Source organism: Stappia sp., assembly GCF_965276915.1.
Taxonomy (GTDB): Bacteria; Pseudomonadota; Alphaproteobacteria; order Rhizobiales; family Stappiaceae; genus Stappia.
In genome coordinates, this window is sequence record NZ_OZ255709.1 from 4,340,556 (window position 1) to 4,365,026 (window position 24,471).

At 66.3% G+C, this 24,471-nt stretch carries 19 protein-coding genes, 1 tRNA gene and 1 other RNA gene; 12 read left to right on the plus strand and 9 right to left on the minus strand.

Annotated features, from left to right (window positions below; genetic code table 11):
• Positions 1–15: 15 nt before the first annotated feature.
• Positions 16–1,539, plus strand: a complete 1,524-nt coding sequence (locus ACQY46_RS20320; RefSeq protein ID WP_428697792.1) for a DegQ family serine endoprotease — start codon at positions 16–18, stop codon at positions 1,537–1,539.
• A 112-nt stretch (positions 1,540–1,651) separates the two neighbouring features.
• On the opposite strand, the gene serB is transcribed toward ACQY46_RS20320, so the two are convergent.
• On the minus strand, positions 1,652–2,548 hold the full coding sequence (gene serB / locus ACQY46_RS20325; RefSeq protein WP_428697793.1) for a phosphoserine phosphatase SerB: 897 nt from the start codon (positions 2,546–2,548) through the stop codon (positions 1,652–1,654).
• Positions 2,549–2,577: 29 nt separating this feature from the next.
• Here serB and miaA point away from each other — a divergent pair, with 29 nt between their 5' ends.
• The gene (gene miaA, locus ACQY46_RS20330; protein ID WP_428697794.1) at positions 2,578–3,483 is read left to right on the plus strand and encodes a tRNA (adenosine(37)-N6)-dimethylallyltransferase MiaA; all 906 of its coding nucleotides are present in this window, start codon (positions 2,578–2,580) and stop codon (positions 3,481–3,483) included.
• Positions 3,484–3,738: 255 nt separating this feature from the next.
• A complete protein-coding gene (locus ACQY46_RS20335; RefSeq protein ID WP_428697795.1) occupies positions 3,739–4,281 on the plus strand; it encodes a GNAT family N-acetyltransferase in 543 nt (180 codons plus the stop codon).
• Between the two features lie 99 nt (positions 4,282–4,380).
• Here ACQY46_RS20335 and ACQY46_RS20340 read toward each other — a convergent pair whose 3' ends face one another.
• The 3 genes from ACQY46_RS20340 to ACQY46_RS20350 all read right to left on the minus strand — a co-directional run bounded on the left by ACQY46_RS20340 (position 4,381) and on the right by ACQY46_RS20350 (position 8,728).
• A complete protein-coding gene (locus ACQY46_RS20340; protein ID WP_428697796.1) occupies positions 4,381–5,928 on the minus strand; it encodes a 2-isopropylmalate synthase in 1,548 nt (515 codons plus the stop codon).
• Between the two features lie 439 nt (positions 5,929–6,367).
• Positions 6,368–6,940, minus strand: coding sequence for an acetolactate synthase small subunit (gene ilvN / locus ACQY46_RS20345; RefSeq protein ID WP_428697797.1), 573 nt, complete (start codon positions 6,938–6,940; stop codon positions 6,368–6,370).
• Positions 6,941–6,961: 21 nt separating this feature from the next.
• A complete protein-coding gene (locus ACQY46_RS20350; RefSeq protein WP_428697798.1) occupies positions 6,962–8,728 on the minus strand; it encodes an acetolactate synthase 3 large subunit in 1,767 nt (588 codons plus the stop codon).
• A 664-nt stretch (positions 8,729–9,392) separates the two neighbouring features.
• On the opposite strand from ACQY46_RS20350, the gene ACQY46_RS20355 reads away from it, so the two are divergent.
• From ACQY46_RS20355 to ACQY46_RS20365, 3 genes are all read left to right on the plus strand, one after another.
• A tRNA-Lys gene (locus ACQY46_RS20355) sits at positions 9,393–9,468 on the plus strand.
• A 296-nt stretch (positions 9,469–9,764) separates the two neighbouring features.
• Positions 9,765–10,691 (plus strand): ABC transporter ATP-binding protein, encoded by a 927-nt coding sequence (locus tag ACQY46_RS20360; protein ID WP_428697799.1) that lies wholly within the window; start codon positions 9,765–9,767, stop codon positions 10,689–10,691.
• A complete protein-coding gene (locus tag ACQY46_RS20365) occupies positions 10,688–11,449 on the plus strand; it encodes an ABC transporter permease (RefSeq protein ID WP_428697800.1) in 762 nt (253 codons plus the stop codon). The genes ACQY46_RS20360 and ACQY46_RS20365 overlap by 4 nt, the downstream gene beginning before the upstream one ends.
• Before the next feature lie 12 nt (positions 11,450–11,461).
• Here the strand turns inward: ACQY46_RS20365 and ACQY46_RS20370 are convergent, their stop codons facing one another.
• Complete coding sequence (locus ACQY46_RS20370; protein WP_428697801.1) at positions 11,462–12,256, minus strand: thymidylate synthase; 795 nt, start codon at positions 12,254–12,256, stop codon at positions 11,462–11,464.
• A gap of 118 nt (positions 12,257–12,374) precedes the next feature.
• Positions 12,375–12,863 carry a YHS domain-containing (seleno)protein gene (locus ACQY46_RS20375; protein ID WP_428697802.1) on the minus strand — a complete coding sequence of 163 codons (489 nt, stop codon included), beginning with the start codon at positions 12,861–12,863 and terminating at the stop codon, positions 12,375–12,377.
• Positions 12,864–12,981: 118 nt separating this feature from the next.
• Between ACQY46_RS20375 and ssrA the strand changes: the two genes are divergently transcribed.
• From ssrA to ACQY46_RS20395, 4 genes are all read left to right on the plus strand, one after another.
• Positions 12,982–13,359, plus strand: a transfer-messenger RNA (tmRNA) gene (ssrA, locus tag ACQY46_RS20380).
• Between the two features lie 206 nt (positions 13,360–13,565).
• Positions 13,566–14,162, plus strand: a complete 597-nt coding sequence (locus tag ACQY46_RS20385) for an SspB family protein (RefSeq protein ID WP_428697803.1) — start codon at positions 13,566–13,568, stop codon at positions 14,160–14,162.
• 29 nt (positions 14,163–14,191) lie between these two features.
• Positions 14,192–14,446, plus strand: a complete 255-nt coding sequence (locus ACQY46_RS20390; RefSeq protein ID WP_428697804.1) for a DUF4169 family protein — start codon at positions 14,192–14,194, stop codon at positions 14,444–14,446.
• The gene (locus ACQY46_RS20395; RefSeq protein WP_428697805.1) at positions 14,443–14,697 is read left to right on the plus strand and encodes a ribbon-helix-helix domain-containing protein; all 255 of its coding nucleotides are present in this window, start codon (positions 14,443–14,445) and stop codon (positions 14,695–14,697) included. The genes ACQY46_RS20390 and ACQY46_RS20395 overlap by 4 nt, the downstream gene beginning before the upstream one ends.
• Positions 14,698–14,773: 76 nt before the next feature.
• Here the strand turns inward: ACQY46_RS20395 and ACQY46_RS20400 are convergent, their stop codons facing one another.
• A complete protein-coding gene (locus ACQY46_RS20400) occupies positions 14,774–18,697 on the minus strand; it encodes an AsmA family protein (RefSeq protein WP_428700529.1) in 3,924 nt (1,307 codons plus the stop codon).
• 39 nt (positions 18,698–18,736) lie between these two features.
• Positions 18,737–20,152: an FAD-binding oxidoreductase gene (locus ACQY46_RS20405; RefSeq protein WP_428697806.1), complete on the minus strand. Its 1,416-nt coding sequence runs from the start codon at positions 20,150–20,152 to the stop codon at positions 18,737–18,739.
• 196 nt (positions 20,153–20,348) lie between these two features.
• On the opposite strand from ACQY46_RS20405, the gene ACQY46_RS20410 reads away from it, so the two are divergent.
• Both ACQY46_RS20410 and ACQY46_RS20415 read left to right on the plus strand, forming a co-directional pair.
• The gene (locus ACQY46_RS20410; protein ID WP_428697807.1) at positions 20,349–20,843 is read left to right on the plus strand and encodes a thioesterase family protein; all 495 of its coding nucleotides are present in this window, start codon (positions 20,349–20,351) and stop codon (positions 20,841–20,843) included.
• Positions 20,844–20,873: 30 nt separating this feature from the next.
• Positions 20,874–22,517 carry a chloride channel protein gene (locus tag ACQY46_RS20415; protein ID WP_428697808.1) on the plus strand — a complete coding sequence of 548 codons (1,644 nt, stop codon included), beginning with the start codon at positions 20,874–20,876 and terminating at the stop codon, positions 22,515–22,517.
• A gap of 19 nt (positions 22,518–22,536) precedes the next feature.
• Here ACQY46_RS20415 and ACQY46_RS20420 read toward each other — a convergent pair whose 3' ends face one another.
• Positions 22,537–24,351: an aminopeptidase P family protein gene (locus ACQY46_RS20420; RefSeq protein ID WP_428697809.1), complete on the minus strand. Its 1,815-nt coding sequence runs from the start codon at positions 24,349–24,351 to the stop codon at positions 22,537–22,539.
• Positions 24,352–24,471 lie beyond the last annotated feature (120 nt).

Sequence of the window (24,471 nt, forward strand, 5' to 3'; positions counted from 1 at the left end):
GGAGGACAACGGCCAATGGCCCTGTTGAACATCGCTCCGCCTGCGACGTCCCGGTCGCGCAAGGCCCCCTTGCTTGCCATTGGACGCGGCGTCGCCAGCGCCATGCTGGCTCTTGTCCTGGCCGGCGGCCTGCTTGCAACGGAGCACCGGACAGCCCGCGCCCAGGCGCCGGAATCCATCCCCGACCTTGCCGAGTCCCTGCTTGACGCGGTGGTCAACATCTCCACCGCGCAGAACGTGACGGCCCAACGCTCCGTGCCGCTGCCGCAGGTTCCCGAAGGCTCCCCCTTCCAGGAGTTCTTCGACGAATTCTTCAACCGGCAGCAGCGCGACGAGAACCGCCCTCGCCGCGTACAGTCGCTCGGCTCGGGTTTCGTCGTCGACGGCACCGAAGGCATCATCATCACCAACAACCACGTGATCGAAGGCGCCGACGAGATCACCGCCAATTTCAACGACGGCACCAAGCTCGCCGCCGAGGTGATCGGCCGCGATCCCAAGACCGACCTCGCCGTTCTCAAGGTGACGCCGGACAAGCCGCTCAAGGCGGTGCCTTTCGGCGATTCGGAAAACCTGCGCGTCGGCGAATGGGTGATGGCGATCGGCAATCCGTTCGGCCTCGGCGGAACGGTGACCACCGGCATCGTCTCGGCCCGCAACCGTGACATCAATTCCGGTCCGTACGACAACTACATCCAGACGGACGCCTCCATCAACCGCGGCAATTCCGGCGGTCCGCTGTTCAACCGCAACGGCGAGGTCATCGGCATCAACACCGCGATCATCTCGCCGTCCGGCGGCTCGATCGGCATCGGCTTCGCCATTCCCTCCGAGATCGCCGTGCGCGTCATCGCGCAGCTGCGCGAGTTCGGCGAGACCCGCCGCGGCTGGCTCGGCGTGCGCATCCAGGAAGTCACCGACGAGATCGCCGAGAGCCTCGGCATGTCCAAGGCCGAGGGCGCGCTGATCGCAGGCATCACGGAAGGCGGTCCGGCCGAGGACGCCGGCTTCGAGGCCGGCGACGTCGTCGTGGAGTTCAACGGCTCCCGGGTGCCGTCTATGCGCGACCTGCCGCGCATGGTCGCGGACACGCCGGTTGGCGAGGAAGTCGACGTCATCGTGCTGCGCAAGGGCGAGGAAGTCACCCTGAAGGTGACGCTTGGCCGACTTGAAGAGGCGGACACGGCCGCGGCCGAGACCACCGGCAAGCAGTCGGATGACGATGCCAAGGACGAGAACCCCGTCGTGCTCGGCATGACGCTTTCTCCCATCACCGACGAGCTGCGCGCCCAGTACACGGTCTCCGACGACGTCAAGGGCGTGATGGTAACGGCCGTCGCCGACGGCAGCAACGCCGCCGAGAAGCGGATCGTGGCCGGCGACGTGATCGTCGAGGTTGCCCAGGAAAGCGTCTCGGCGCCCGCCGATGTCACTGCCCGGGTCAAGGCGCTGAAGGACGAGGATCGCCGGCTGGCGCTGTTCCTGATGTCCAACGCACAGGGCGAGGTTCGCTTCATTCCGCTCTCGATCGAGGACTGAGGCCATCGAGGGCTAGGCCATCGAGGAGTGAGGCGGCGCGTTCCCGCCGCCTGAAACAAAAAAGGTCGCGACACTGTCGCGGCCTTTTTTTCAGCTGCCGATCAGCGATGCCTCAACCGCCGGAAATCTCGTGCGCCCCGTAGCCCTGGAAATAAAGCAGCGCCGTCAGGTCGCCATGATCGACCCTCGCATCGGCGACGGCCGCCACCGACGGCTTGGCGTGGTAGGCAACCCCGAGACCGGCAAGCTCGATCATCGCAAGGTCGTTGGCCCCGTCCCCGACGGCAATCGCCTCCGCCGCATCGAGACCGTGTTCTGCCAGCAGCTCGGCGAGCCGCTCGCGCTTGGCGGCGCGGCCGAGGATGGGTTCGCCGACCTTGCCCGTCAGCCGGCCATCCGCGATCCCGAGCGTGTTGGCCCGGTGTTCGTCGAAACCGAGCGTCGCGGCAATATGGCCGGTAAAGGCGGTGAACCCTCCGGAGACCAGCGCGCAATAGGCGCCGTGCGCCTTCATGGTGGCGAGCAGGGCGGCCGCTCCCGGCGTCAGCGTGATCCGCTCAGCGAGGACCGTGTCGACGACCCCCGCCTCGAGCCCGGCCAGCATCGTGGCACGCTCGCGCAGCGCGGATTCGAACTCCAGCTCGCCGCGCATCGCCCGTTCCGTGATCGCGGCCACGATCTCTTTCTTGCCGACCGCGTCGGCAAGCTCATCGATACATTCCTGGCCGATCATGGTGGAATCCATGTCGGCGATCAGCAGCCGCTTGCGTCGGCCCTCGCGCTTCTGCACAAGGAGGTCGACCGGAGCGTCCCCGATGGCAGCGCGCAGTTCCGTGTCGTGGTCGGCGGCGTGCGACGGATCGCCGTCGAAAACCAGATCGACGGCGGTTCCGGCGGACAGCTCGTTCACTCGGGTCCCGGCCGGCAGGACGGCAAGCGCGCGCGCGACAAGATCGGCATCGATCACCGGACGTGCGGGATTGGCGACAAGGGTAGCGACGAGCGACATCGTGAAGGCGCCTTGAAAGGAAAGAGGACGTGAGCGAACCGGTGACGTTGATAGCTGGCCCGACGGCGAGCGGCAAGTCGGCGCTCGCCCTGCGCCTGGCCGAGCGCGACAACGCCTGGATCGTCAACGCGGACAGCATGCAGGTCTATGCCGACCTCGACGTGCTGACGGCCCGCCCCCCCGCCGCTGACCTCGCACGGGCCCGCCACCTGCTTTACGGGCATGTCGACGCGGCCGAGGCCTATTCCGTCGCGCGCTGGCTGGATGACGTCGCCGGGGTTCTCGACACGGCGCGGGCGGCCGGGCGGGCGCTCGTCATTGTCGGCGGTACCGGACTGTATTTTCGCGCGCTGCTGGGCGGCCTGTCGAAAGTGCCGCCGATCCCCGAAGACGTCCGCACCCGCATCCGCGCCGAGGCCGCGGCCGCTGCCAGCGGCGCGCTGCACGCAAGGCTGGCCGCACTCGACCCCGCGATGGCGGAACGGCTTGAGCCGGGCGACACGCAGCGCATCGCCCGTGCCCTGGAGGTGATGGAGGCAACCGGACGTTCGCTCGATGCCTGGCAGAAGGAGAGCGGGGAAAGCCTCATTGGCCCGACGGCCCGGCGGCTCGTGCTCGCCCCGCCCCGCCCCTGGCTGCATGCCCGCATCGCCGAGCGGTTTTCCGCCATGGTCGCACAGGGCGCGGGTGGCGAGGCCGAGCGCCTGCTTGCCCGCGATCTCGATCCCGCCCTTCCGGCAATGAAGGCGATCGGGCTGCGCGAGCTTGGCAATCTTGACGGTACGCCCGAATGCCTCGCCTATGCGATCGAGCGGGCCACGACCGAAACGCGCCGCTACGCGAAACGGCAGGAAACCTTCTTTCGCGGGCAACTCGGCGACTGGCCGCGCCTCGATCCGGCCGATTCCGCAGCCTGGAGAGAGGCTGCGCTTTAGATCATCGGCAATACAGCCAGTGATTGCAGCGCCATGTTTTGCGCATAAACTGGCCGTAGGAAATGGCTGTCATCGCTACCGCTACGGCGCGAATCGGTGCAGGCATGGGTTCAAGAAGAGTTACCGTCGGCAGGCTGACAGCCTGACCATCGGAAGACCTGTTCGGAGGACGGGCCGTGTGCCCCGATCCCGCCAGACATGTCTTTACGGCACCCGTGCCGGCAGGACGCCGGAAACGGACCGGAGGAGAACAGCATGGCGGACAGAACGATACTTGCAACGCCGCGCATGCGGCTGACAGCTTTCGACGTGGCGGACACGGGGGATCTCCTTGCCCTGCACCGCGAGGAAAGCGTCAACCGGTTTCTGGCCTCGCACGAGATCATCGAAACGCACGAAGACGCCGCCCGGCATCTGGAGGACTATGTCCAGGGCCAGGAGCATCGCGGCTTCAGCCAGTGGAAGGCGACACTCGCCGACGGCACCTTCGCCGGTCGCGCCGGGTTTTCCGTCTATCCGGAAACCTCCGAAGTCGCGCTCAGCATCTGCCTGAAGCCCGCCTACTGGCGGCAGGGCTACGCCTCGGAACTGGCTGCCGCACTGGTCGCCTGGTTCTTCGAGAACACCTATTTCACGCATCTGATCGCCTTCGTCGCCGCCGGCAACGATCCGGCCCGGCGCATGGTTGAGGGCATCGGCTTCACCCAGCGCCAACGCACCGTGATCGACGACAACGCCTTCGACTGCCTGCAGGTGCTTTCCCCGACGCTTGCCCGCTACGCCCGGGCCAGTGCCTGAGAGGCACGCCTCCCTCCTCCCTCCCGGGACGAAAAAGCCCCCGGCGGATCGCTCCGCCGGGGGCTTTTTCACTTCAGCAGATCGCGTAGCCAACCCGGTTCAGACCGCCTTGAGCTCCTGGTGGTCCGGGCGGTTCTGGCGGGCGAGCAGCTTGTTCAGCGCCGAGATATAGGCACGGGCCGAGGCGACCAGCGTGTCCGTGTCCGCGCCCTTGCCGGTGGCCATGCGCCCGTTCGCCTCGAGCCGCACGGAAACCTCCGCCTGCGCGTCCGTTCCTTCGGTCACCGCATGCACCTGATAGAGCGAGAGCTTGGCGTCGTGCGGCACGATTTCCTTGATCGCGTTGAAGGTCGCGTCGATCGGACCGTCGCCCGTGCATTCGCGGGTCTCGTGGCGGCCGTTGACGTCGAGCGTCAGGATCGCCTTGCCGTTGGCGCCGGTGCCGGCGATGACGGTGAGCGCGATCACCTTGATCTGCTCGCCCTGGGTCGCGATCTCGTTCTCGACCAGTGCCTCGATGTCCTCGTCATAGACATGCTTCTTGCGGTCAGCGAGATCCTTGAAGCGGCGGAACGCCTCCTCGAAGGCGTTGTCGCCGATCTCGTAGCCGAGCTCCTCCAGCTTCTGGCGGAAGGCGTGGCGGCCGGAATGCTTGCCCATGACCAGCGACGTGGCTTTCACGCCGACATCCTCGGGACGCATGATCTCGTAGGTCTCGGCATTCTTCAGCATGCCGTCCTGGTGGATGCCGCTCTCATGGGCGAAGGCGTTCTTGCCGACGATGGCCTTGTTGTACTGGACGGGGAAGCCGGAGACCGCCGAGACGAGCTTGGAGGCCCGCGTCAGGAAGCGCGGCTCGACCGAGCAGGCATAGGGCAGCGCATCGGCGCGGGTGCGCACCGCCATGACGATCTCCTCCAGCGCGGCATTGCCGGCACGCTCGCCGAGGCCGTTGATCGTGCACTCGATCTGCCGCGCACCGCCGGCAACGCCTGCCAGAGAGTTGGCAACCGCGAGGCCGAGGTCATTGTGGCAATGAACGGAGAAGATCGCCTTGTCCGCGTCGGGCACCCGCGCGCGGATCTGCTCGAACATCGACTTGTACTCGTCCGGCGTCGCGTAGCCGACCGTGTCCGGCAGGTTGATCGTGGTGGCACCGGCGCGGATCGCGGCCTCCACGCAGCGGCACAGATACTCGATCGGCGTGCGGGTCGCGTCCATCGCCGACCATTCGACATCGTCGATGAGGTTGCGGGCGCGCGTCACCGTGTCGGTGATGATGTCGAGCACCTGCGCCTCGGTCTTCTTCATCTGGTGTTCCAGATGGATCGGCGAGGTGGAGACGAAGGTGTGGATGCGGCCGCGCTCGGCATGGCGTACCGCCTCGCCCGCCCGGTCGATATCGGCATGGATCGCACGCGCCAGACCGGCGATCACCGACCGCTTGGTGCGCTTGGCGATCTCGGAGACGGCTTCGAAGTCGCCGTTCGAGGCGATCGGAAAGCCGGCCTCGATGATGTCGACGCCCATTTCGTCGAGGATCTCGGCGACCTGCAGCTTCTCCTCCAGCGTCATGGAGGCGCCGGGCGACTGCTCGCCGTCGCGCAAGGTGGTGTCGAAGATGAAGATTTGGTCCTGGCCAGACATGGAACCGGTTCCCTTTTCAGGTCGGGCCCGTCGCCGCGCATCTCACGGATCGCACGGGCCGAAAAACAATGATGGTGCTGGTGAAGGTCTTGATCCCCTGAGCGCCCGCCTCCGTTTGCCAGGGAGGCAGTCGGTGCTCAGGGGCAAATAAGGAGAAGGAGGCCGCCACGACGCAGGAGCCCGCCGCGCGCAGCGCGCACGTCGATCGCAAAAGCGGCATGTGTGCCAGCGGCGATCATCGGGTCGTCCAGTTCCTTGCGTCTGGCCCATCCAGTCGCGGAAGGGCCGGTGGTTCAAAAACCTGCGCCAAGTCTGCAGGCAGGTTCCTGATCAAATCGTTAATACCTGCCTCAAGCACGTACCCGATTGCCCGCGTCGTTGCAAGACACTTGGGCAATCGGGCGATGCGGCAACCGGGCCTCGAGACCGGGGGGCTCCCTCAGAACCCGTCCGGACCGCGCTGCAGGGCGGCAACGCCGGAGCGCGACACCTCGACCAGGCCGAGCGGCTTCAGGATGGCGATGAACTGCTCCACCTTGTTGGTGCGCCCGGTGATCTCGAAGACGAAATGCTCCGCCGTCGCGTCGATCACGGTTGCACGGAAGGCATCCGCCAGCCTGAGCGCCTCCAGCCGCTTCTCGCCGATACCGGCCACCTTGATCAGGGCCAGTTCGCGCTCCAGCGGCTTTTCGAAGTTGCGGCGGCGCGCGTCGACCGTGAGGTTGGTCACCTTGTGCACGGGCACCAGCCGGTCGAGCTGATGGTGGATCTGCTCGATCACCATCGGCGTGCCGGTGGTGACGATGGTGATCCGCGACAGGTGCTTCTCGTGCTCGGTCTCCGAGACGGTGAGACTGTCGATGTTGTAACCGCGGCCCGAGAACAGGCCGATGACCCGGGCAAGCACGCCCGGCTCGTTGTCGACCAGAACCGAGAGCGTATGGCTCTCGGGCGGCTGCTCGATATCCGCCATGAAATAGGCGGAGGGCGCATTGAGGTTCTGTGCGTTCATCTCTTTATTCCCTCTCCGCCGTCAAACCAGCGCCTTGCCTTCGCTCGAGATGGCGTTCGCCACCGCCTCGTCATTCGCCTCGTCCGGCAGCAGCATCTCGTTATGCGCCTTGCCCGAGGGGATCATCGGGAAACAGTTGGCAAGGCTCGCCACCCGGCAATCGAAGATCACCGGCTTGGGCGAGGCGATCATCTCCTCGATGGCGCCGTCGAGATCCTTCGGCTTGTCGACGCGGATGCCGTGACCGCCATAGGCCTCGGCCAGTTTCACGAAGTCCGGCAGGCTGTCCATGTAGGAATTGGACAGGCGGTTGCCATGCAGCAGCTGCTGCCACTGGCGCACCATGCCCATGTACTGGTTGTTGAGGATGAACACCTTGACCGGCAACCCGAACTGGACCGCGGTCGACATCTCCTGGATGTTCATCAGGATCGAGGCATCGCCCGCGATGTCGATGCACAGCGCCCCCGGATGGGCGACCTGCGCCCCGATCGCGGCCGGCAGGCCATAGCCCATGGTGCCAAGGCCTCCGGAGGTGAGCCAGCGGTTCGGCGCCTCGAACCCGTAGAACTGCGCCGCCCACATCTGGTGCTGGCCGACTTCGGTCGAGACATAGGTCTCCCGGTCCCTGGTCTGCTCGTAGAGACGCTGGATGGCGTATTGCGGCATGATGACATCTTCGGACGGACGGTAGGCGAGCGAGTTGCGCGACCGCCAGCGATCGATCTGCTCCCACCACCCCTTCATCGCACCGGCATTCAGCGCATGCGAGCCCGTACGCCACAGGCGGACCATGTCCTCCAGGACGTGACCGACATCGCCGACGATCGGAATGTCGACCTTCACCGTCTTGTTGATCGAGGACGGATCGATGTCGATATGGACCTTCAGCGAGTTGGGCGCGAAGGCGTCGAGCCGGCCGGTGATGCGGTCGTCGAAACGCGCGCCGATATTGATCATGACGTCGCAATCATGCATCGCCATGTTGGCCTCATAGGTGCCGTGCATGCCGAGCATGCCCAGCCAGTTGTCGCCCGAGGCCGGATAGGCGCCCAGCCCCATCAGGGTCGACGTCACCGGAATGCCGGTGAGCTGTGCGAACTCGCGCAGCAGCTGGCAGGCGGCCGGACCGGAATTGATGACGCCGCCGCCGGTGTAGAGGATCGGCTTCTTCGCCCGGGCGATCAGCTCGATGGCATGGCGGATGGCGTCGATATCGCCCTTCACGCGCGGCCGGTAGCTCTTGTGGGCGATGTTCTTGGGCGGCTCGTAGGTGCCGGTGGCGAACTGGATGTCCTTCGGGATGTCGACGACGACCGGCCCAGGACGGCCCGCGGTCGCCACGTAGAAGGCCTCGTGCAGGATGCGCGGCAGGTCCTCGATCCGCTTGACCAGCCAGTTGTGCTTGGTGCAGGGGCGGGTGATGCCGACCGTGTCGCACTCCTGGAAGGCGTCGTTGCCGATGAGATGGGTCGGCACCTGGCCGGTGATGCAGACGAGCGGGATGGAATCGAGCATCGCGTCGGTCAGCGCGGTGACCATGTTGGTCGCGCCCGGACCGGAGGTGACCAGGACGACGCCGGGCTTGCCGGTGGAGCGCGCATAGCCTTCGGCCGCATGGCCCGCACCCTGCTCGTGACGCACCAGGATATGGTCGATGTCGTCCTGCTGGATGATCTCGTCATAGATCGGAAGCACGGCACCGCCCGGATATCCGAACACATGCTTGACCCCCTGGTCCCTGAGTGCCTGGAGCACCATTTCGGCGCCGGTCATCTCGCGCTTCATCGTTCCTGTCCTCGATTGCCGCAGTCGTCCTGCATCAACATTACATCAATCCGTTCGCCATCGCGGTCGGCCCCGCAACCCCGCAGGGCATCGTCTTCCTGTCGTGCAGGCAATAAAAAAGGCCCCCGAGGAGGCCTTGCGCGCGCTGAGCTGTCTGGGAAACCGAGTGTTACCTCGTCCCGGCTCCGCGCGCCCCGCATACAAGAATGAGTCCGATGCTCTTGGTCACTTCAGTACCATCCGTCCTGTCTTCTTCATTTCCGCGGGGCCCCCTTTTTGGGAGGTCCCTCACGGAACCCGGCATGCATGCACGCGACAAGGTCGCCGACACCGCATGATCCGATCGCCGCGCAAACTAGACGGGGGTCGGTCGACGGTCAAGCGCAATGTCAGGAAATTTCGCACAACCCCCGCAAGGCTTGCCGAATCTTGCAGAGACCGGAGAGAGCGGGGCATTGCCACCCTGTTTCAGCCCGGAAGATATCCCCAGGCGAGGATGCGAAAATCGCCCGGTGACACACGCGATGCGAAAAGCCCTTGCATGCACGGGATCGCCTTTGTATATACCCGCTCACGACGGCGGGCGCATCTCGCTCCCCGCCGCGAGGACGTTTTGAAACCGGACATGTCCGGGTAGAAACCTCCTCAGGCCGAAACGGCCAGTGGGTGTATAGCTCAGTTGGTAGAGCAGCTGACTCTTAATCAGCCGGTCCTGGGTTCGAATCCCCGTGCACCCACCACTTTCTCCTCGTTGAAATCAAAGAAGAATTCGCCGCAAGGCGGCAAGTCCGCAACGTGAACGGATGGCGAACGTGCGAACGTTTGCGAATTTCGTACGAATTCGCAGGTCCGCCTCCCCTTGCCGCCGACATCATTCCGGTCCACGGTCCGGGCTGAATCTTTTTTCGTCCACAAAGCTTGGTTGCAGCCCCGCTCTATCCCTATATGCTGCGGGAACCCTTTCCCATTCCCGGGCCGACGTGGCCATCGGTGCGACGCATCGTCTCGTCCGCCCGCTTTCCCATCCGGGCATTCCATGGCACCCATTCTATCTGTTTCCGGTCTTTCCAAGACCTATGACACCGGCTTTCACGCGCTGAAATCCGTGTCGCTCGACATCGAGAAAGGCGAGGTTTTCGCCCTTCTCGGCCCCAATGGCGCCGGCAAGACGACGCTGATCAGCATCATTTGCGGCATCGTCAACGGCACTGGCGGCTCGGTCACGGTCGACGGCCATGACATCGTCCGCGACTTCCGCGCCGCCCGTTCCCTGATCGGCCTCGTGCCGCAGGAACTGACCACGGACGCCTTCGAGACGGTCTGGGCGACGGTCTCCTTCAGCCGCGGGCTGTTCGGCAAGCCGAAGGCCCCGGCAATCGTCGAGAAGGTGCTGCGCGACCTGTCCCTGTGGGACAAGAAGGACAGCAAGCTGATGACGCTGTCCGGCGGCATGAAGCGGCGCGTGCTGATCGCCAAGGCGCTGGCGCACGAGCCGCGCGTCCTCTTCCTCGACGAGCCGACAGCCGGCGTTGACGTCGAGTTGCGCCGCGACATGTGGCGGGTGATCCGCGAGCTGCGCGACACCGGCGTCACCATCATCCTCACCACCCATTACATCGAGGAGGCGGAGGAGATGGCCGACCGGGTCGGCGTCATCAACAAGGGCGAGATCGTCCTGGTCGAGAACAAGGCCGAGCTGATGCGCAAGCTCGGCCGCAAGCAGCTCACGCTGCATCTCGCCGAGCCGCTCGACGCGATCCCCGGCGCGCTCGCCGCCCACAATCTCGAGCTTTCGGGCGACGGCAGCGAACTCGTCTACACCTACGACACGCAAGGCGAGCGCACCGGCATCACCGCGCTGCTGCAGGACCTCAACACGGCCGGCATCCGCTTCCGCGACCTGCAGACCCGCCAAAGCTCGCTTGAGGAAATCTTCGTCAACCTGGTCAGGACGCCGTCATGAACATCCATGCCATCAAGGCGATCTACCGGTTCGAGATGGCCCGCACAGGCCGCACGATCTTCCAGAGCATCGTCTCGCCGGTTCTTTCCACGTCGCTCTATTTCATCGTCTTCGGCGCCGCCATCGGCTCGCGCATCTCGGAAGTGGACGGCGTCAGCTACGGCGCCTTCATCGTGCCCGGGCTGATCATGCTGTCGCTCCTGACGCAGAGTGTCTCCAACGCCTCGTTCGGCATCTACTTCCCGCGCTTCACCGGTACGATCTACGAGGTGCTGTCGGCGCCGGTCTCCTATCTGGAGATCGTCATCGCCTATGTCGGCGCGGCCGCCACGAAGGCGATCATCGTCGGCCTGATCATCCTGGCCACCGCCGGGCTGTTCGTACCGCTGGAAATCCAGCACCCGGCCTGGATGCTGCTGTTCCTGGTGCTGACGGCGATCACATTCTCGCTGCTCGGCTTCATCCTGGGCATCTGGGCCGACAATTTCGAGAAGCTGCAATTCGTGCCGCTGCTGATCATCACGCCGCTCGCCTTCCTTGGCGGCAGCTTCTACTCGATCTCGATGCTGCCGCCGTTCTGGCAGACGGTGACGCTGTTCAACCCGGTGGTCTACCTGATCAGCGGGTTCCGCTGGAGCTTCTACGGACAGGCCGATGTCGGGGTCGAGGTCAGCCTCGCCATGACATTCATCTTCCTGTTCGCCTGCCTGGCGGTGATCGCCTGGATCTTCAGGACCGGCTACCGGCTGAAAGCCTGAGGTCGCAACCTCTCAGACAGCGACCCGCGCCTTGATATGAGGGTGCGGGTCGTAGCCGGTGAGTTCGAAATCCTCGAAGCGGAAGCCGAAGAGGTCCTTCACCTCCGGGTTGATCCGCATCGTCGGCAGAGCCCGGAGAGGGCGCGCAAGCTGCTCCTTCGCCTGATCCAGATGGTTCAGGTAGAGATGCGCATCCCCGAAGCTGTGAATGAACTCGCCCGGCTCGTAGCCCGTCACCTGCGCCACCATCATCGTCAGCAGCGCGTAGGAGGCGATGTTGAACGGCACGCCGAGGAAGACGTCGGCGGAGCGCTGGTAGAGCTGGCAGGAAAGCCGCCCGTCGGCGACATAGAACTGGAACAGCGCATGGCAGGGCGGCAAAGCCATCTCGTCGACCAGCGCCGGGTTCCAGGCCGAGACGATCAGCCGGCGGCTGTCCGGGTTTCGGCGGATCTGTGCGACGAGGTTGGCTATCTGGTCGACCGATGTGCCGTCGGGCGCCGGCCATGAGCGCCACTGGTAGCCGTAGACCGGCCCCAGATCGCCGTTCTCGTCGGCCCACTCGTCCCAGATGCGGACGCCGTTTTCCTTGAGATAGCCGATATTGGTGTCGCCGGCGAGGAACCACAAAAGCTCGTGCACGATGGACTTCAGGTGCAGCTTCTTCGTCGTCACCATCGGGAAGCCGTCGGCGAGATCGAAGCGCATCTGGTGGCCGAAGACGGACAGCGTTCCCGTGCCCGTCCTGTCGGTCTTCTCCGCACCCTCGTCGAGGATGCGCTTCATCAAGTCGTGATATTGCCGCACGCCGTCGCCGTCCGCTTGCCGATTCTCAGGGAGCTCATCGTCGCCCGCAAGCGGCGCGCGGGCAAGATGCGGCGCAGTGTTTCGCCCGCTATTCAGCCGAAGGAAGAGCGAAGCTCCCCTACTTGGCAGCCAGCCCCGGCCAGGTCTTCTGCGCCCTGGAGATGAAGCCCGGCACGTCGGCGCGCCACTTCGTCTGGATGTTGTCGTTGTAATTCAGGTAAAGCCGGCCATCGACGATGTCCCAGTTCTGCGGGTCGCCCTTGGCAAGCTTGCCCTGCGCCACCGCCCAGGAACAATAGCCGCCAAAGGCGGGCGCGTATTTCGCCGGCTCGGCGAGGAACGCCTCCCGGTTGGCCTCGCTGGCAAAGCGCCACTCGGCTCCGGCATGGGTCGCGGTGATCGCAGGCGACCCCTTGACCGGCTTCTTTTCGGTGAAATAGGCGACCGGGTCGTAGCCGCCGACGGCAACGCCCTCGACAATGCCGGTGAACACCCGCCCCGTGTCGTCGCTGCCGCCAAGCCCGAACCAGCCGGCGCTCGCCCCGCCAGCCACCAGCGACAGGCCGAGGGCGGCAACGAGAACCTTTCTGCGCGTTGCAATGGTCATGGTGCTCTCTCCGCGTGAATGAACCGCGCAACCCTTGTACCTGCAAGCCGGCCGCACGCGCCAATGACGTCGTCTCACAAGCCTGCGACCGGATGCTTTCCCTTTGCCGTGCGGCTTGCCCCTTTTCACAGGGACGTGGAGCGCCTATATTCATTGGTGCCGGTGCAAGCCGGCTATGGCGATAAACGGACTTCGGAATAAGCCTATCGGACCCGGGGGCGGTACCCGGCGCCTCCACCCAAGCCCGCGAATGCATGCAGGAAACTGCGGTTTTGGCGGGTTTCGGCGGGGGCGAAATAGGATCGACGAGGGTGTAAAGGTCGTTCTTTTGCTCGGCATGGTTCCGCCGTTATCGGGCCGTCTCAATAGTTGCAAATGACAACTATGCTATGGACAACGCTGTCGCCGCGTAATGCGGTGCCGGTAGTCCTTTAAGCCCTGTGGGGTAGCACCTTCAGGCGGGGTTCGGAGGCACCTGGCAACAGAAGCCTCCACTTCAGCCTCCAACTCCCGTTCTTCCTGCGCCACGATAGCCGGGCCCTGTCGTTTCGGCATGGCGACTTTCGCGAAAATCCGCCACAATGAGGGGCAGAGCGCAACAGGACGGGGTGAAAGCCCGAGACAGGTGCGATCGGCGCTTTCCAATTCGCTTCCCGCGCGCCATGTTGGGCGTAATCCGACTCACACTGTTTGTTGCAAGCGATGGCCGAAGACCTGATCCGATACGATATCGTCATCCAGGATGCGCTGCGCGGCGCTGTCCGCAAGATTCTGACCGAGGTAAGCCGGATCGGCCTGCCAGGGGAACACCATTTCTACATCGCCTTCGACACGAACGCGCCGGGCGTGCGCATCTCCTCGCGGCTGCACGAGCGCTACCCCAAGGAAATGACCGTGGTGCTTCAGCACCAGTTCTGGGATCTCTTGGTCACCGACCACGCGTTCGAGGTCGGCCTGTCCTTTGGCGGCATTCCGGAAAAGCTGTTCGTGCCCTTCTCCTCCATCAAGGGGTTCTTCGACCCGTCCGTCCAGTTCGCGCTCGAGTTCGAGCCCGGCAAGACGGCCGAGGAGCTTCCCGAGGAACTGGTCGACGCGGCCCGCGATCAGGAACGCGCCGAGACCACCCTTGCCGAGGTCGAGCAGGCCACGAACGACACCAAGCAGCCGGCTGCGAAACGCTCCGCGCCCAAATCGGACAACCAGCCCGCCGATGCGACGCAGGACGGCGAGGACGCGGCAAAGGACGAGAACGCCGGGGCCGACGTGGTTTCGCTGGATTCCTTCCGAAAAAAGACCTGATCCTCTCCAGACACGCCCCGGAGGCGGTGATGACGGGTGACATCGTCAATCTGAGACAGGCCCGCAAGGCACGCGCGCGCCGCGAGAAGGAAAGCCGCGCGGCGGAGAACCGCGTGCAGTTCGGGCGGAGCAAGTCGGAAAAGGCTCTCGACAGGACCACCGCGGAAAAATCCGCCGCCCATGTCGACGCCCACAGGCGCGAACACCCGCAAGCCGGCCCGGAGCCGCGCGGAGACGACACGGCAGGCGACACCGGCACGACCGATGAGCCCGGCCGGTCGTGACGCTTCTCAAACGCTCCCTGACCCTGCACGGACACAGGACCAGCCTGGCTCTTGAGCCGGAATTCTGGGACGTGATCGAGGAGATGGCCGAGGACGCGGGCCTGACGCTGCCGGCGCTGGTGGCGCGCATCGATGACGCGCGCGGCCATGATCAGGTCGAAATGCCGGCCTCCCTGTCGTCGGCACTGCGCGTCGCCGCGCTTCTCCATTGCCGCAAGCCGGCCGTCCCGGGAAGCTCCGACGCTCCCTGACCGACCGGCCGCCCTCACGCGACGCGAACGTCGGTGTCCGGCGCGAGGCGGCACATGCTCCCTCGCGATGCTACTCCTACCGGTCCGGCGTAACGCCGATGAAGACGGGAGGGTCGAGCGGCGGCAGCAGTTGCAGGGGCTTGCCGGTCGACTGCTCCTGCGGTGTCAGCGTGCCGCGCGTGTCCAGATCTTCCAGGGCTCGCCTTATCTGGTCGCCAAAGGCCGCCGGCGGCGTCTCCCGGGCAGGCTGGCCGGGCGTTGCCCCGCCGCCGCTCCGGCTGCGCGCATTGCGCTGCTGCGCGGCCTGCGCCCGTTCCGCTTCCGCCCGCTCAGCTTCCGCCCTGGCCGCCTCTGCCCGTTCCGCCTGCTCTTTGGCCGCCTGTTCTTTGGCGGCCTGTTCTTTGGCGGCCTGCTCGCGGGCCGCCTGCTCGCGGGCCGCCTGCTCGGCCTTGCGGGCATCCTCCGCCGCACGCGCGGCGTCTTCGCTCTGGCGTTGCTCCTCAAGCGTTTCCTGGCGCTCTTTCCGGCGCTGCTCTTCGCGCGTCCGCCGCAATTCACGCATCAGGCGATCCCGTTCGGTGATCTCCGCCTGCAGCTCCTCGACCCGGCGAACTTCCTCCTCGAAGGCGCGAAGTGTCAGGAAGGCGGTGAAGGGGGCAATGTCTATGCTCCGGTCGGGATCTTCGAGCGCACCGGAAAACACCAGCCCGACCTGGGCTTCCGCCCCGGTGACCGCCTCTTCGCCCGGATCCACCTTCAGCGAGAAATCGCTTTGCAGGGCCAGCTTCTCAAGGTCGATCTGGGCGTTGCCGAAAAGGGTCGTGTCGGCATTGTCGACACGCGCATTGCTGACCCTGACGACGCCGCCGGCAATCGAGGCATTTGCCTCGAGCGCCGCGAAGGGCAGCCGCCCGGCATCGAGATGGCTCGAAAACGCCTCGCGGATCGCGTCGTCGTCCAGTTCCAGCCCCGCATCGACAGCCCTGATGACAAGGGCGAAGGCATCGGGATTGAGACCGCGGATCTCGCCGTTCTCGACCCGCATGGTGCCCCCGCCGGAAAGGCCCGAGACGATGCCGGCGATCGAACGGCCGGTGCCCTCGAAATCCAGGTTCAGCGCCATGCGCCCGGTCGCCACGGGCCGGGCGGCCCGCTCCCAGACCAGTTCGCCGAATTCCGCGTCGCTGATGCGCATCGACGCGGCAAGGCTTGCCTGGCCGTCGGTCCGCTTGAGTGAATAAGTGCCCTTGAGATCGCCGCCGGCAAACCCGGCTTGCGAGATCTCCATCGACATCGTCCCGTCCTTGAAGCCGATCCGGCCCTTGACGTCGCTCGCATCGGGCGCGGGGGGGAGGCTCATCCGGCGCGCCGCGAAGTCGAGCGAAAGATCGATGCCCGACAGGATCGGCGGGCCGAAGGCCGCGGTCGACCAGGAGCCGTCCGACGTCGCCGAAAGCTGGTCGGCGCCCAGCACCAGATCGCCGAGTTCGGCAAGGTCGAGGCGGGACAGGCTCACGGAGCCGCGCAGGCGCGGGTCGAGGCTGGCAAGCGCCCGCCTCAGGTCGACCTGCAGGTCGCCGTCGATCCGCGTTCCGGCGATGCTGCCCGAAAGGTCCGTCAGGCTGAAGGCGTCCCCCTTGCCCTCCAGCCCGGCGACAAGGTCGAGCGCCCCGGCCGAGGCGGAGAGCGAGGGCAACCGCCCGGTCAAGAGGGCGAAGGGCAAAAGGTCCGGCGCCTTCGCCACCACATCGGCGGTGTACTCCGCCCCGCCCCCTGCGGGCAGGGACAGCGAGCCGACCGCGCTCAGCGAGGCGTCGCCAAGATAGATGCGTGTGTGTCCCTCGAGGCTGTCGTCGGGAATGCCCGCCCCGCCAAGCTCGATCCGCGCCTCGCCGACCGCCGCGACCGGCAGCACCGGAATGCCGGCCTGCGCCAGCAACGTGGCCCCGTCGCGCGCGCCGAAGCCGGCCTCGAAGTCGATTGAGGCGGACCGCCAGGCATCGAGGCGTCCGTCGAGCCCCAGATTGACGTCGACACTGGTGCCACCGGCCTCGCCCCGAATGCTGGCACTCGCACGGGTCGCGGCACTCGCGCCGCTTCCGGCCGCCTCGCCCTTGAAGGACAGCTGCAGCCGTGCCGGCGCGAAAGCATCGGAACGTGCGCTGAATTCCCGCAGGACGCGGCTCTCGGGATCGATCGCCACAAGCAGGGCGGCGACACCGTCGACACGCTCCGCATCGATGCTGATGTCGAGATCGCCCGCCGGAGCGGTCGCCAGCGCATCGATCCTCCCCTTGGCCGAAACCCTTGCACCGGAGAGATCGGCGATGCTCGCATCGTCGATGACAAGCGTATCGTCGCGATAGGTCGCCTTCAGCGAAAGCGTGTTGGCGGCAAACGACCCGAAATCGACTTCCTCGGAGAACAGCCGCAGGTCGAACTGCGTTCCCGCCCGCGAAACGCCCTCGACCAGCCCGCCCTCGCTGCCAAGGAACAGTCGCGCGAGTTTGAGCGCCTGATCGCCGTCGATCCGCTTGGCATCGAGATCGGCGGTGAAGAGCGCCGGCCCGTCGTCAGGCTTCGACCACGAGACGGCGCCGCGCCCGGTGTCGGGGCCGATCTCGAAAAGAAGATCGGTAAGCGACACGGCATCGGGACCCGCGTCAACGCGCGCCTCCATGGCGAAAGGCGTGGCCGCGACACCGCTCGCCGCCCCCTTGCGCCACCAGTCCGAGAAGACGGCCGGCTGCGCGACCGAGACGGCGAAACTGCCGCGGAAGCTCGTGCGGGACTGCAAGCCGAGATCGCCGAGCACCAGGAATTCCGTGCGACCGGGGAGACGACCCGAAAGCTCCGTCAGCCGCCAGCCGGTGGCCAGCCTGTCGGCGGTCAGGGCGATATCCTGCGCAAGCCCGCCACCGGACACGAGCGCCGGGACGGCCAGTTGAACCGTGCCGTCGATGGGCGGATGCGGCAGCGCCCGCAGCGCGCCGAGAAGCATGTTGCCGGCCTCCGCGACACTCAACGGCTCCTGCGGCCCGCGCCCGGAGATCCGGTCAAGGTCGATCTGCTTGGCGGTCGCTGCCAGATCGAAGCGATAGGGTTCGGCAAGGGCAAGGTCGAGGCCGCCGTCCAGCGTGACCGGGCGCTCCTCCGGGCCGTATCGAAGCGTGGCTTCGCTCAGCGAAAGCTTGCCGACATCCAGCGCGAACTTGCCCTCGCTGCGCCATGCCCGCTCCGCCTGTTCGGCCGGCGTCACCGACACGAAGGTAAAGTCGCCGTCATAGCCCGGCCGGCCGTCCGCCAGCGCCAGCCGGCCGTCCATCACCAGATCGACGGGAAGCGACACGGGCGTGATGCCGGCCCGCAGCCGGACACCGCCCTGCGCATCGCCGCGCCCCGTTGCGAGCACAAGGGTGGCGCGCTCGCCCATGAAGCTTGCCATGCCGTCGAGCTTGTAGGGTCCGAGCATGGACCGCGCCGCCACCACCAGATCGATGTCGTCGATCCTGTGGCTCTGGCCGTTGCGTGCGTCGATCACCGTCAGGCTGCCGTCGCGGATGTTCGCCTGCTCGAGCATGACGAGATCGGGATCGACGTCGGAGATCATGCCGTTGCGCGCCCGCGCGGTGAACCAGTCGAGCCGCCCGGCCTCGTCGATCGACAGCCGCAGCGCCGGCCGTTCGAGGGTCATGTCGATGATCCGCACTTCGCCTTTCAGCAGCGGAGGCAGCTCGATGCGCATCTCGAAGCGCGACACGGCCAGCAGCGGATCCTCCGGCTCGCCGACCCGCACGTCGGAGAAGGTGAGCGTCGGTGTCGGCAGGAGGCGCATCTCCGCCTCGCCCATGACCGCCACCCGATGCCCCAGCAGCTGCTCGCCGTAACGCTCGAAGGTCGTGCGATAGGCGGTCCAGTCGATCAGGAACGGTCCGACAAGTGCCGCAAGAAGAACCGCGATCACGGCAACGCCGATCGTGATGTAGATCGAGTTCAGGATCTCTCTCCCAAATTGGCCCCGGCCCCGCCCCGGACGCCCTCAGTCAATCCGTACGATCTTGCCCGGATTGAGAATGTTGTCCGGATCGAGCGCCGACTTGATCGCCGCCATGACATCGAGCCCGGCGCCGTGCTCGCGCGCAAGATACTTCATCTTCCCCTGCCCGACACCGTGCTCGCCGGTGCAGGTGCCTCCCATCTCGATCGCGCGCCAGTTCAGCCGCTCGATGAAGGCTTCCGTCACGGCGACCTCCTTGGGATTGTCGACATCGACAAGCACCAGCACATGGAAATTGCCGTCGCCGACATGCCCGACAAGGGGCGCCAGCAGGTCGTGCTCCTCGATGTCGCGATAGGTCTCTCCGATGCACTCGGCAAGCCGCGAGATCGGCACGCAAACGTCGGTTGAAACGCCCTTGCAGCCTGGCCTGAGGCCAAGCGCTGCCCAATAGGCATCGTGCCGGGCCGCCCACAGCCGCGTCCGGTCCTCCGCCCTGGTCGCCCAAACGAAGTCGCCGCCGCCGCAGTCACGCGCGATCTCGCTGAAGATTTCGCTCTGCTCGCGAACGCCGTTCTGCGTACCGTGAAACTCGAGGAACAATGTCGGCGTTTCCTGAAGTTCCAGCTTGGAATAGGCGTTGCTCGCCCGGATCTGGTGCGAATCGAGGATCTCGATACGCGCCACCGGAAGACCGCACTGGATCGTCATGATCACCGCGTTGCAGGCCGTCTCGAGGTCCGGGAAGGGACAGACGCCGCCGGAAACGGCTTCCGGAATGCCGTGCAGGCGCAGCGTCACCTCGGTGATGATGCCGAGCGTTCCCTCCGACCCGACAAGCAGCCGGGTCAGATCGTAGCCGGCCGCCGACTTGCGCGCCCGCCCGCCCGTATGGACGACCCGCCCGTCTGCCATCACCACCGTCAGCGCCAGCACCGCGTCCTTCATCGTGCCGTAGCGCACGGCGTTGGTGCCCGAGGCCCGCGTCGCCGCCATGCCGCCAAGGCTTGCATCGGCGCCGGGATCGATGGGAAAGAACAGGCCCGTGTCGCGCAGGTATTCGTTGAGCTGCTTGCGCGTCACCCCCGCCTGTACGACGCAGTCGAGATCCTCGGCATTGACCTTGATGACGGAATTCATCTGCGAGAGGTCGATGGAAATGCCCCCTGCCGGGGCGTTGACATGGCCCTCGAGCGAGGATCCGGTGCCGAAGGGGATGATGGGAACGCGGTGCTCGGCGCAGATGCCGACAACCGTCGCCACCTCCTCCGTCGAATGCGCGAAGACAACGCCGTCGGGCGCCTGATTCGGCAGCCACGTCGTTGTATGGCCATGCTGCTCGCGCACGGCCGCGGCACTCGAGAAGCGCTCGCCGAACCGCTGGGCGAGGATCTTGACCACGAGCTCGATGCCGCCGTCATTGCGGTTAACCGGCGCCTGGAGCGTTGCAAGGCTCATCAATTGTCTCCCGAAATATGGCTGCCGGAGCGGTGGCGGCCCGGCCGGAGCCGGTTGCCCTGTTTGCGTTCGCCGCCGGTCTCGGACTAGGCTTGCCGCACACTAGCAAAAACGGCAATCCCGGCCAAAGACTTCCGGCCCTCAAGGGCGGTGCTCCGGCGCCGGGCCGAATGCCGCATCCACGGACCGGCCCATCATGTCCCCGACCGCACAAGCCAATGCCCCGTTTCACGGCTCCATCCAGACCGTTCGCACCGATTGGCTCGACTATAACGGCCATCTGAACATGGCCTACTACAATGTTCTCTTCGACACCTGTCTCGACGAGGCTTTCATCCATCTTGGCCTCGGCCCGGACTACGCGCGCCGGAACGGCGCCTCCTTTTTCACGGCCGAGACCCACCTGTGCTACCTGCGCGAACTGAACGGGGGAGATCGTGTCCGGGCAACCGTGCAACTCGTTGATTTCGACGGGAAACGGGCGCATCTCTATCAGGAGCTCTTTCACGCCGACGAAGGTTTCCTGTCGGCGACCTCCGAGCAGGTGTCGCTGCATGTCGATCTCAAGGCGCGCAAGGTGGCGCCCTGGCCGGAGGATGTGCTGCAACGCCTGCAGGACATGAAGGATGCCCATGCCGTGCTCGGCCGCCCGGAACGGGCCGGTCGCAGCATATCCATCAACAGGCGCTGACCGGAAACGGACGACAGCGCGGCGACAGCGATGACCGGCCTGTACACCCAGCTGCGGCGGCTGCCGGAAATGGCAGCGCGCTGGATCGAGCCCAACGTGCGGCTATTCCGCACGACCCGGCTTCCGCTCGTCTGGGGGCTGGCGATCGTGATCGGTCTGCTGACCGCCATTGCCGCGATCCTGTTCCGCCTCGCCATCGGCGCCATCCAGTGGACCTGGCTCGGCACCTCGGCCGAGACCGTGGTGACGGCGGTCGCGGACGTGCCCTGGTGGGTGATCCTGCTGGCTCCGGCGACGGGCGGCCTGTTCGTCGGCATCTATCTGGAGAAGCTCCAGGCAAAGCAGCGCGCCGGCGGTGTCGCCGATGTGATCGAGGCGCGCGCGCAAGGCGGCCGCGGCCTGCCCTTCTGGTCCGGCATTTCCTCGGCCTTCATCACGACGGTGTCGCTCGGCTGCGGCGCCAGCGCCGGCCGCGAGGGGCCGGTCGTTCATCTGGGCGCGACCATCGGCACGGCGATCTGCCAGACCTTCCGCCTGCCCGACGCGTCGCGCCGCATCCTGCTGGCCTGCGGCGTCGCCAGCGCCGTTTCCGCCTCGTTCAACGCGCCGATCGCCGGCGTCCTCTTCGCCCACGAGGTGATCCTCGGGCACTATGCGATGACCGCCTTCGTTCCCATCGTCATCGCCTCGGTGCTCGGCACCCTGCTCTCGCGCGCCTGGTTCGGCGATGTCGCCGCCTTCGTCATTCCCCACTACCAGATCACCTCGACATTGGAGATCCCTGCCTTCGCCCTGCTCGGACTGACCTGCGCGGCGGTCGCCGTGATCTTCCAGTTCGCGCTGATCGGCACCGACTGGATGGCGCGCAATGTCACCATGCCGCTCTGGCTGCGCCCGGTGGTGGGCGGACTTGCCGTCGGCGCCATCGGCATTGTCTTTCCCGAAGTGCTCGGCGTCGGCTACGAGGCGACGGACTCCGCCCTGAAGCAGCAATTGCCCCTGACGACGATGCTGGTGCTGCTCGTCGCCAAGACGGCGGCGACCTCGATCACGCTCGCCTCGCGGTTCGGCGGCGGCATCTTCTCTCCCGCCCTTTATCTTGGCGCCATGACCGGCGGCGCCTTCGGCCTGATCGCCGCCGCGGCGTTTCCCGAGCTCGCCTCCTCGCACGGGCTCTACGCCATCCTCGGCATGGGCGCGGTGGCCGCCGCTGTGCTGGGCGCCCCCTTCTCGACGACGATGATCGTGTTCGAGCTCACCGGCGGCTATGCGCTCTCCATTGCGCTGCTGATCGCCGTCTCCATCGCCACCGGCCTGACCCAGGCGGTGCATGGCCGCTCCTACTTCCACTGGCAGCTGGAGATGCGCGGCGTCATGCTGCAGGAAGGCGCGCACAAATGGCTGGTGCGCATCGTCCATGTTTCCGATTTCGTCGAGCGGCTGGCCGAGGACGAGGAGCGCCAGCCTTTCGACACCGAGGCGGGGGCGCCCTACCTGACGCTCGGCGACACGCTGGAGACGGCCTTGCGCGTTTTCGACGAGAGCGGCACCAACCGCCTGCCGGTGATCGACCGGGCCCGCCCCGACGAAGTGATCGGACACGCAAGCCATGTCCGGGCGCTGCGCTTCTTCAACGCCGCGCTGATCAACAACCAGGTCGAGGAACACCGCTAGGGCGAAGCGGCCCCGCGCCTCACAGCGGTGCGGTCGCCCGTTCGAGCCAGGCGCGTGTGCCCGCATCGACCAGCGGCCCGATCTCCGCCAGCACCCGCGCGTGATAGGCATCGAGCCAGGCCCGCTCCTCGGCGCTGAGCATCCCGGCCAGCACAAGCCGGCGGTCGATGGGGGCCAGCGTCAGCGGAGTGAAGCCGAGCATCGGACGCTCGCCGCCCTCGATCTGCGCGGCCGGCATCACCAGTTCCAGGTTCTCGATGCGGATGCCGTGACCACCATCGCGGTAGTAGCCCGGCTCGTTGGAGACGATCATGCCCGGCTCCAGCGCGGCATGGCCGGTCTTGGCGATGCGCTGCGGTCCCTCGTGCACGGAGAGATAGGAGCCGACCCCGTGGCCAGTGCCATGGTCGAAATCGAGCCCCGCCTTCCACAGCGCGATACGCGCCAGCGCGTCGATCTGGGCACCGCTCGTGCCCACGGGAAAGCGCGCCGTGGCAATCGCGATATGCCCTTTCAGGACGAGCGTGAAATGGCGCTTCTGCTCCTCCGGAACGGTGCCGACGGCAAGCGTCCGGGTGATATCGGTGGTGCCGTCCTCGTACTGGCCGCCCGAATCGATCAGGAACAGGCTGTCGGCCGGGATCGTCAGGTTGCTGCGCCGATCTACACGGTAGTGACAGATCGCGGCATTGGGTCCGGCGGCCGAAATGCTGTCGAAGGAGATTTCCTTCAGTTTGCCGGTTTCCGCGCGAAACGCCTCCAGCCGTTCGGCAACGCCGATCTCGTCGAGCGGGCCGGCCGCGACGGCGGCGTCGAACCAGGCAAGAAACCGTGCGAAGGCGGCGCCGTCGCGCAGGTGCGCGGCCTTCGCCCCGGCGATTTCGGCGGCATTCTTGACCGCCTTGGCACGGGTGATCGGGTCCGCTCCGTGCCGCACCGTGCCGCCCGCCTCGCTCACGGCCGCGGCAAGGGCCGCCCCGGCCCAGTCCGGGTCGAGCATGACGGTGGCGCCGCTGTGACCGAGCTTCTCGAGCGCCGGAAGCAGGGAAGCCGGCGCCTCGATCCCGGCAAGTTCCGCCAGATGGTCGCGCGAGGCATTGGTGAGCTTGCGGCCGTCGATGAAGACCTGAGGACGCCCCTCCGCCGGAAGGATGGCAAAGGACAGCGGCAGCGGGGTGTGCGAGACGTCGCTGCCACGGATGTTGAAGAGCCAGGCAATCGAATCGGGCTGCGTCAGGACAAAGGCATCGGCGCGCGCCCTCGCCACGGCCGTCGCCATGCGGGCGATCTTGGCAGGCGCCGCCTCGCCGGCAAGATCGTCGGAATGAACCGACACCAGACCGAGCGGTGCGGCCGGACGGTCGTGCCGGACCGCATCGACGGGATTGGTTTCGACCGCAACGAGCTCTGCCCCGGCCGAGGCACAGGCCTCGCCAAGCCGGCGCGCGCCGTTGATCGTGTGCAGCATCGGGTCGTAGCCGAGCTTCTGCCCCGCCTTCAGCTCTCCCGCCAGCCACTCCGACGGCGGCGTCTCGATCAGGTGCTGCGGCTGGAAGACATGCGTGTCGACCTGCTCGCGCACCTGGATGGTGTAGCGGCCGTCGACGAAGATCGCCGCCGTGTCGGCCAGCACCACGGCCATCCCGGCCGAGCCGGCAAACCCGGTGAGCCATTCAAGCCGCGCATCCGAGGGCGGAACATATTCCCCCTGGTGCGCGTCGGCACGCGGAACGAGGAACCCGTCGAGACCGCGACGGAGAAGCTCTTGCCGCAGGGCCGCGCAACGCGCGGGGCCGACGGACGGGTCGATGACATTGTCGAAGGACTGGAACATGGCGAAACGCTACCGCCAAACAGGGGTCGGCGAAAGGGCGTTGTGCCCGCTCGACCCAGGTTCTGCACACGCAGCGGGCAATCGGCGCTTCGCAATGCGGCAATTGCTCCGCTGCATTGC

Coding starts and splice junctions, on each gene's coding strand:
- ACQY46_RS20415 (WP_428697808.1), top strand. CDS start 20,874: ATGACCGGCCTGTACACCCAGCTGCGGCGGCTGCCGGAAATGGCAGCG.
- serB (WP_428697793.1), bottom strand. CDS start 2,548: ATGTCGCTCGTCGCTACCCTTGTCGCCAATCCCGCACGTCCGGTGATC.
- ACQY46_RS20335 (WP_428697795.1), top strand. CDS start 3,739: ATGGCGGACAGAACGATACTTGCAACGCCGCGCATGCGGCTGACAGCT.
- ACQY46_RS20405 (WP_428697806.1), bottom strand. CDS start 20,152: ATGAGCCTTGCAACGCTCCAGGCGCCGGTTAACCGCAATGACGGCGGC.
- ilvN (WP_428697797.1), bottom strand. CDS start 6,940: ATGAACGCACAGAACCTCAATGCGCCCTCCGCCTATTTCATGGCGGAT.
- ACQY46_RS20320 (WP_428697792.1), top strand. CDS start 16: ATGGCCCTGTTGAACATCGCTCCGCCTGCGACGTCCCGGTCGCGCAAG.
- ACQY46_RS20385 (WP_428697803.1), top strand. CDS start 13,566: ATGGCCGAAGACCTGATCCGATACGATATCGTCATCCAGGATGCGCTG.
- ACQY46_RS20420 (WP_428697809.1), bottom strand. CDS start 24,351: ATGTTCCAGTCCTTCGACAATGTCATCGACCCGTCCGTCGGCCCCGCG.
- ACQY46_RS20365 (WP_428697800.1), top strand. CDS start 10,688: ATGAACATCCATGCCATCAAGGCGATCTACCGGTTCGAGATGGCCCGC.
- ACQY46_RS20340 (WP_428697796.1), bottom strand. CDS start 5,928: ATGTCTGGCCAGGACCAAATCTTCATCTTCGACACCACCTTGCGCGAC.
- ACQY46_RS20350 (WP_428697798.1), bottom strand. CDS start 8,728: ATGAAGCGCGAGATGACCGGCGCCGAAATGGTGCTCCAGGCACTCAGG.
- ACQY46_RS20375 (WP_428697802.1), bottom strand. CDS start 12,863: ATGACCATTGCAACGCGCAGAAAGGTTCTCGTTGCCGCCCTCGGCCTG.
- ACQY46_RS20410 (WP_428697807.1), top strand. CDS start 20,349: ATGTCCCCGACCGCACAAGCCAATGCCCCGTTTCACGGCTCCATCCAG.
- ACQY46_RS20360 (WP_428697799.1), top strand. CDS start 9,765: ATGGCACCCATTCTATCTGTTTCCGGTCTTTCCAAGACCTATGACACC.
- ACQY46_RS20390 (WP_428697804.1), top strand. CDS start 14,192: ATGACGGGTGACATCGTCAATCTGAGACAGGCCCGCAAGGCACGCGCG.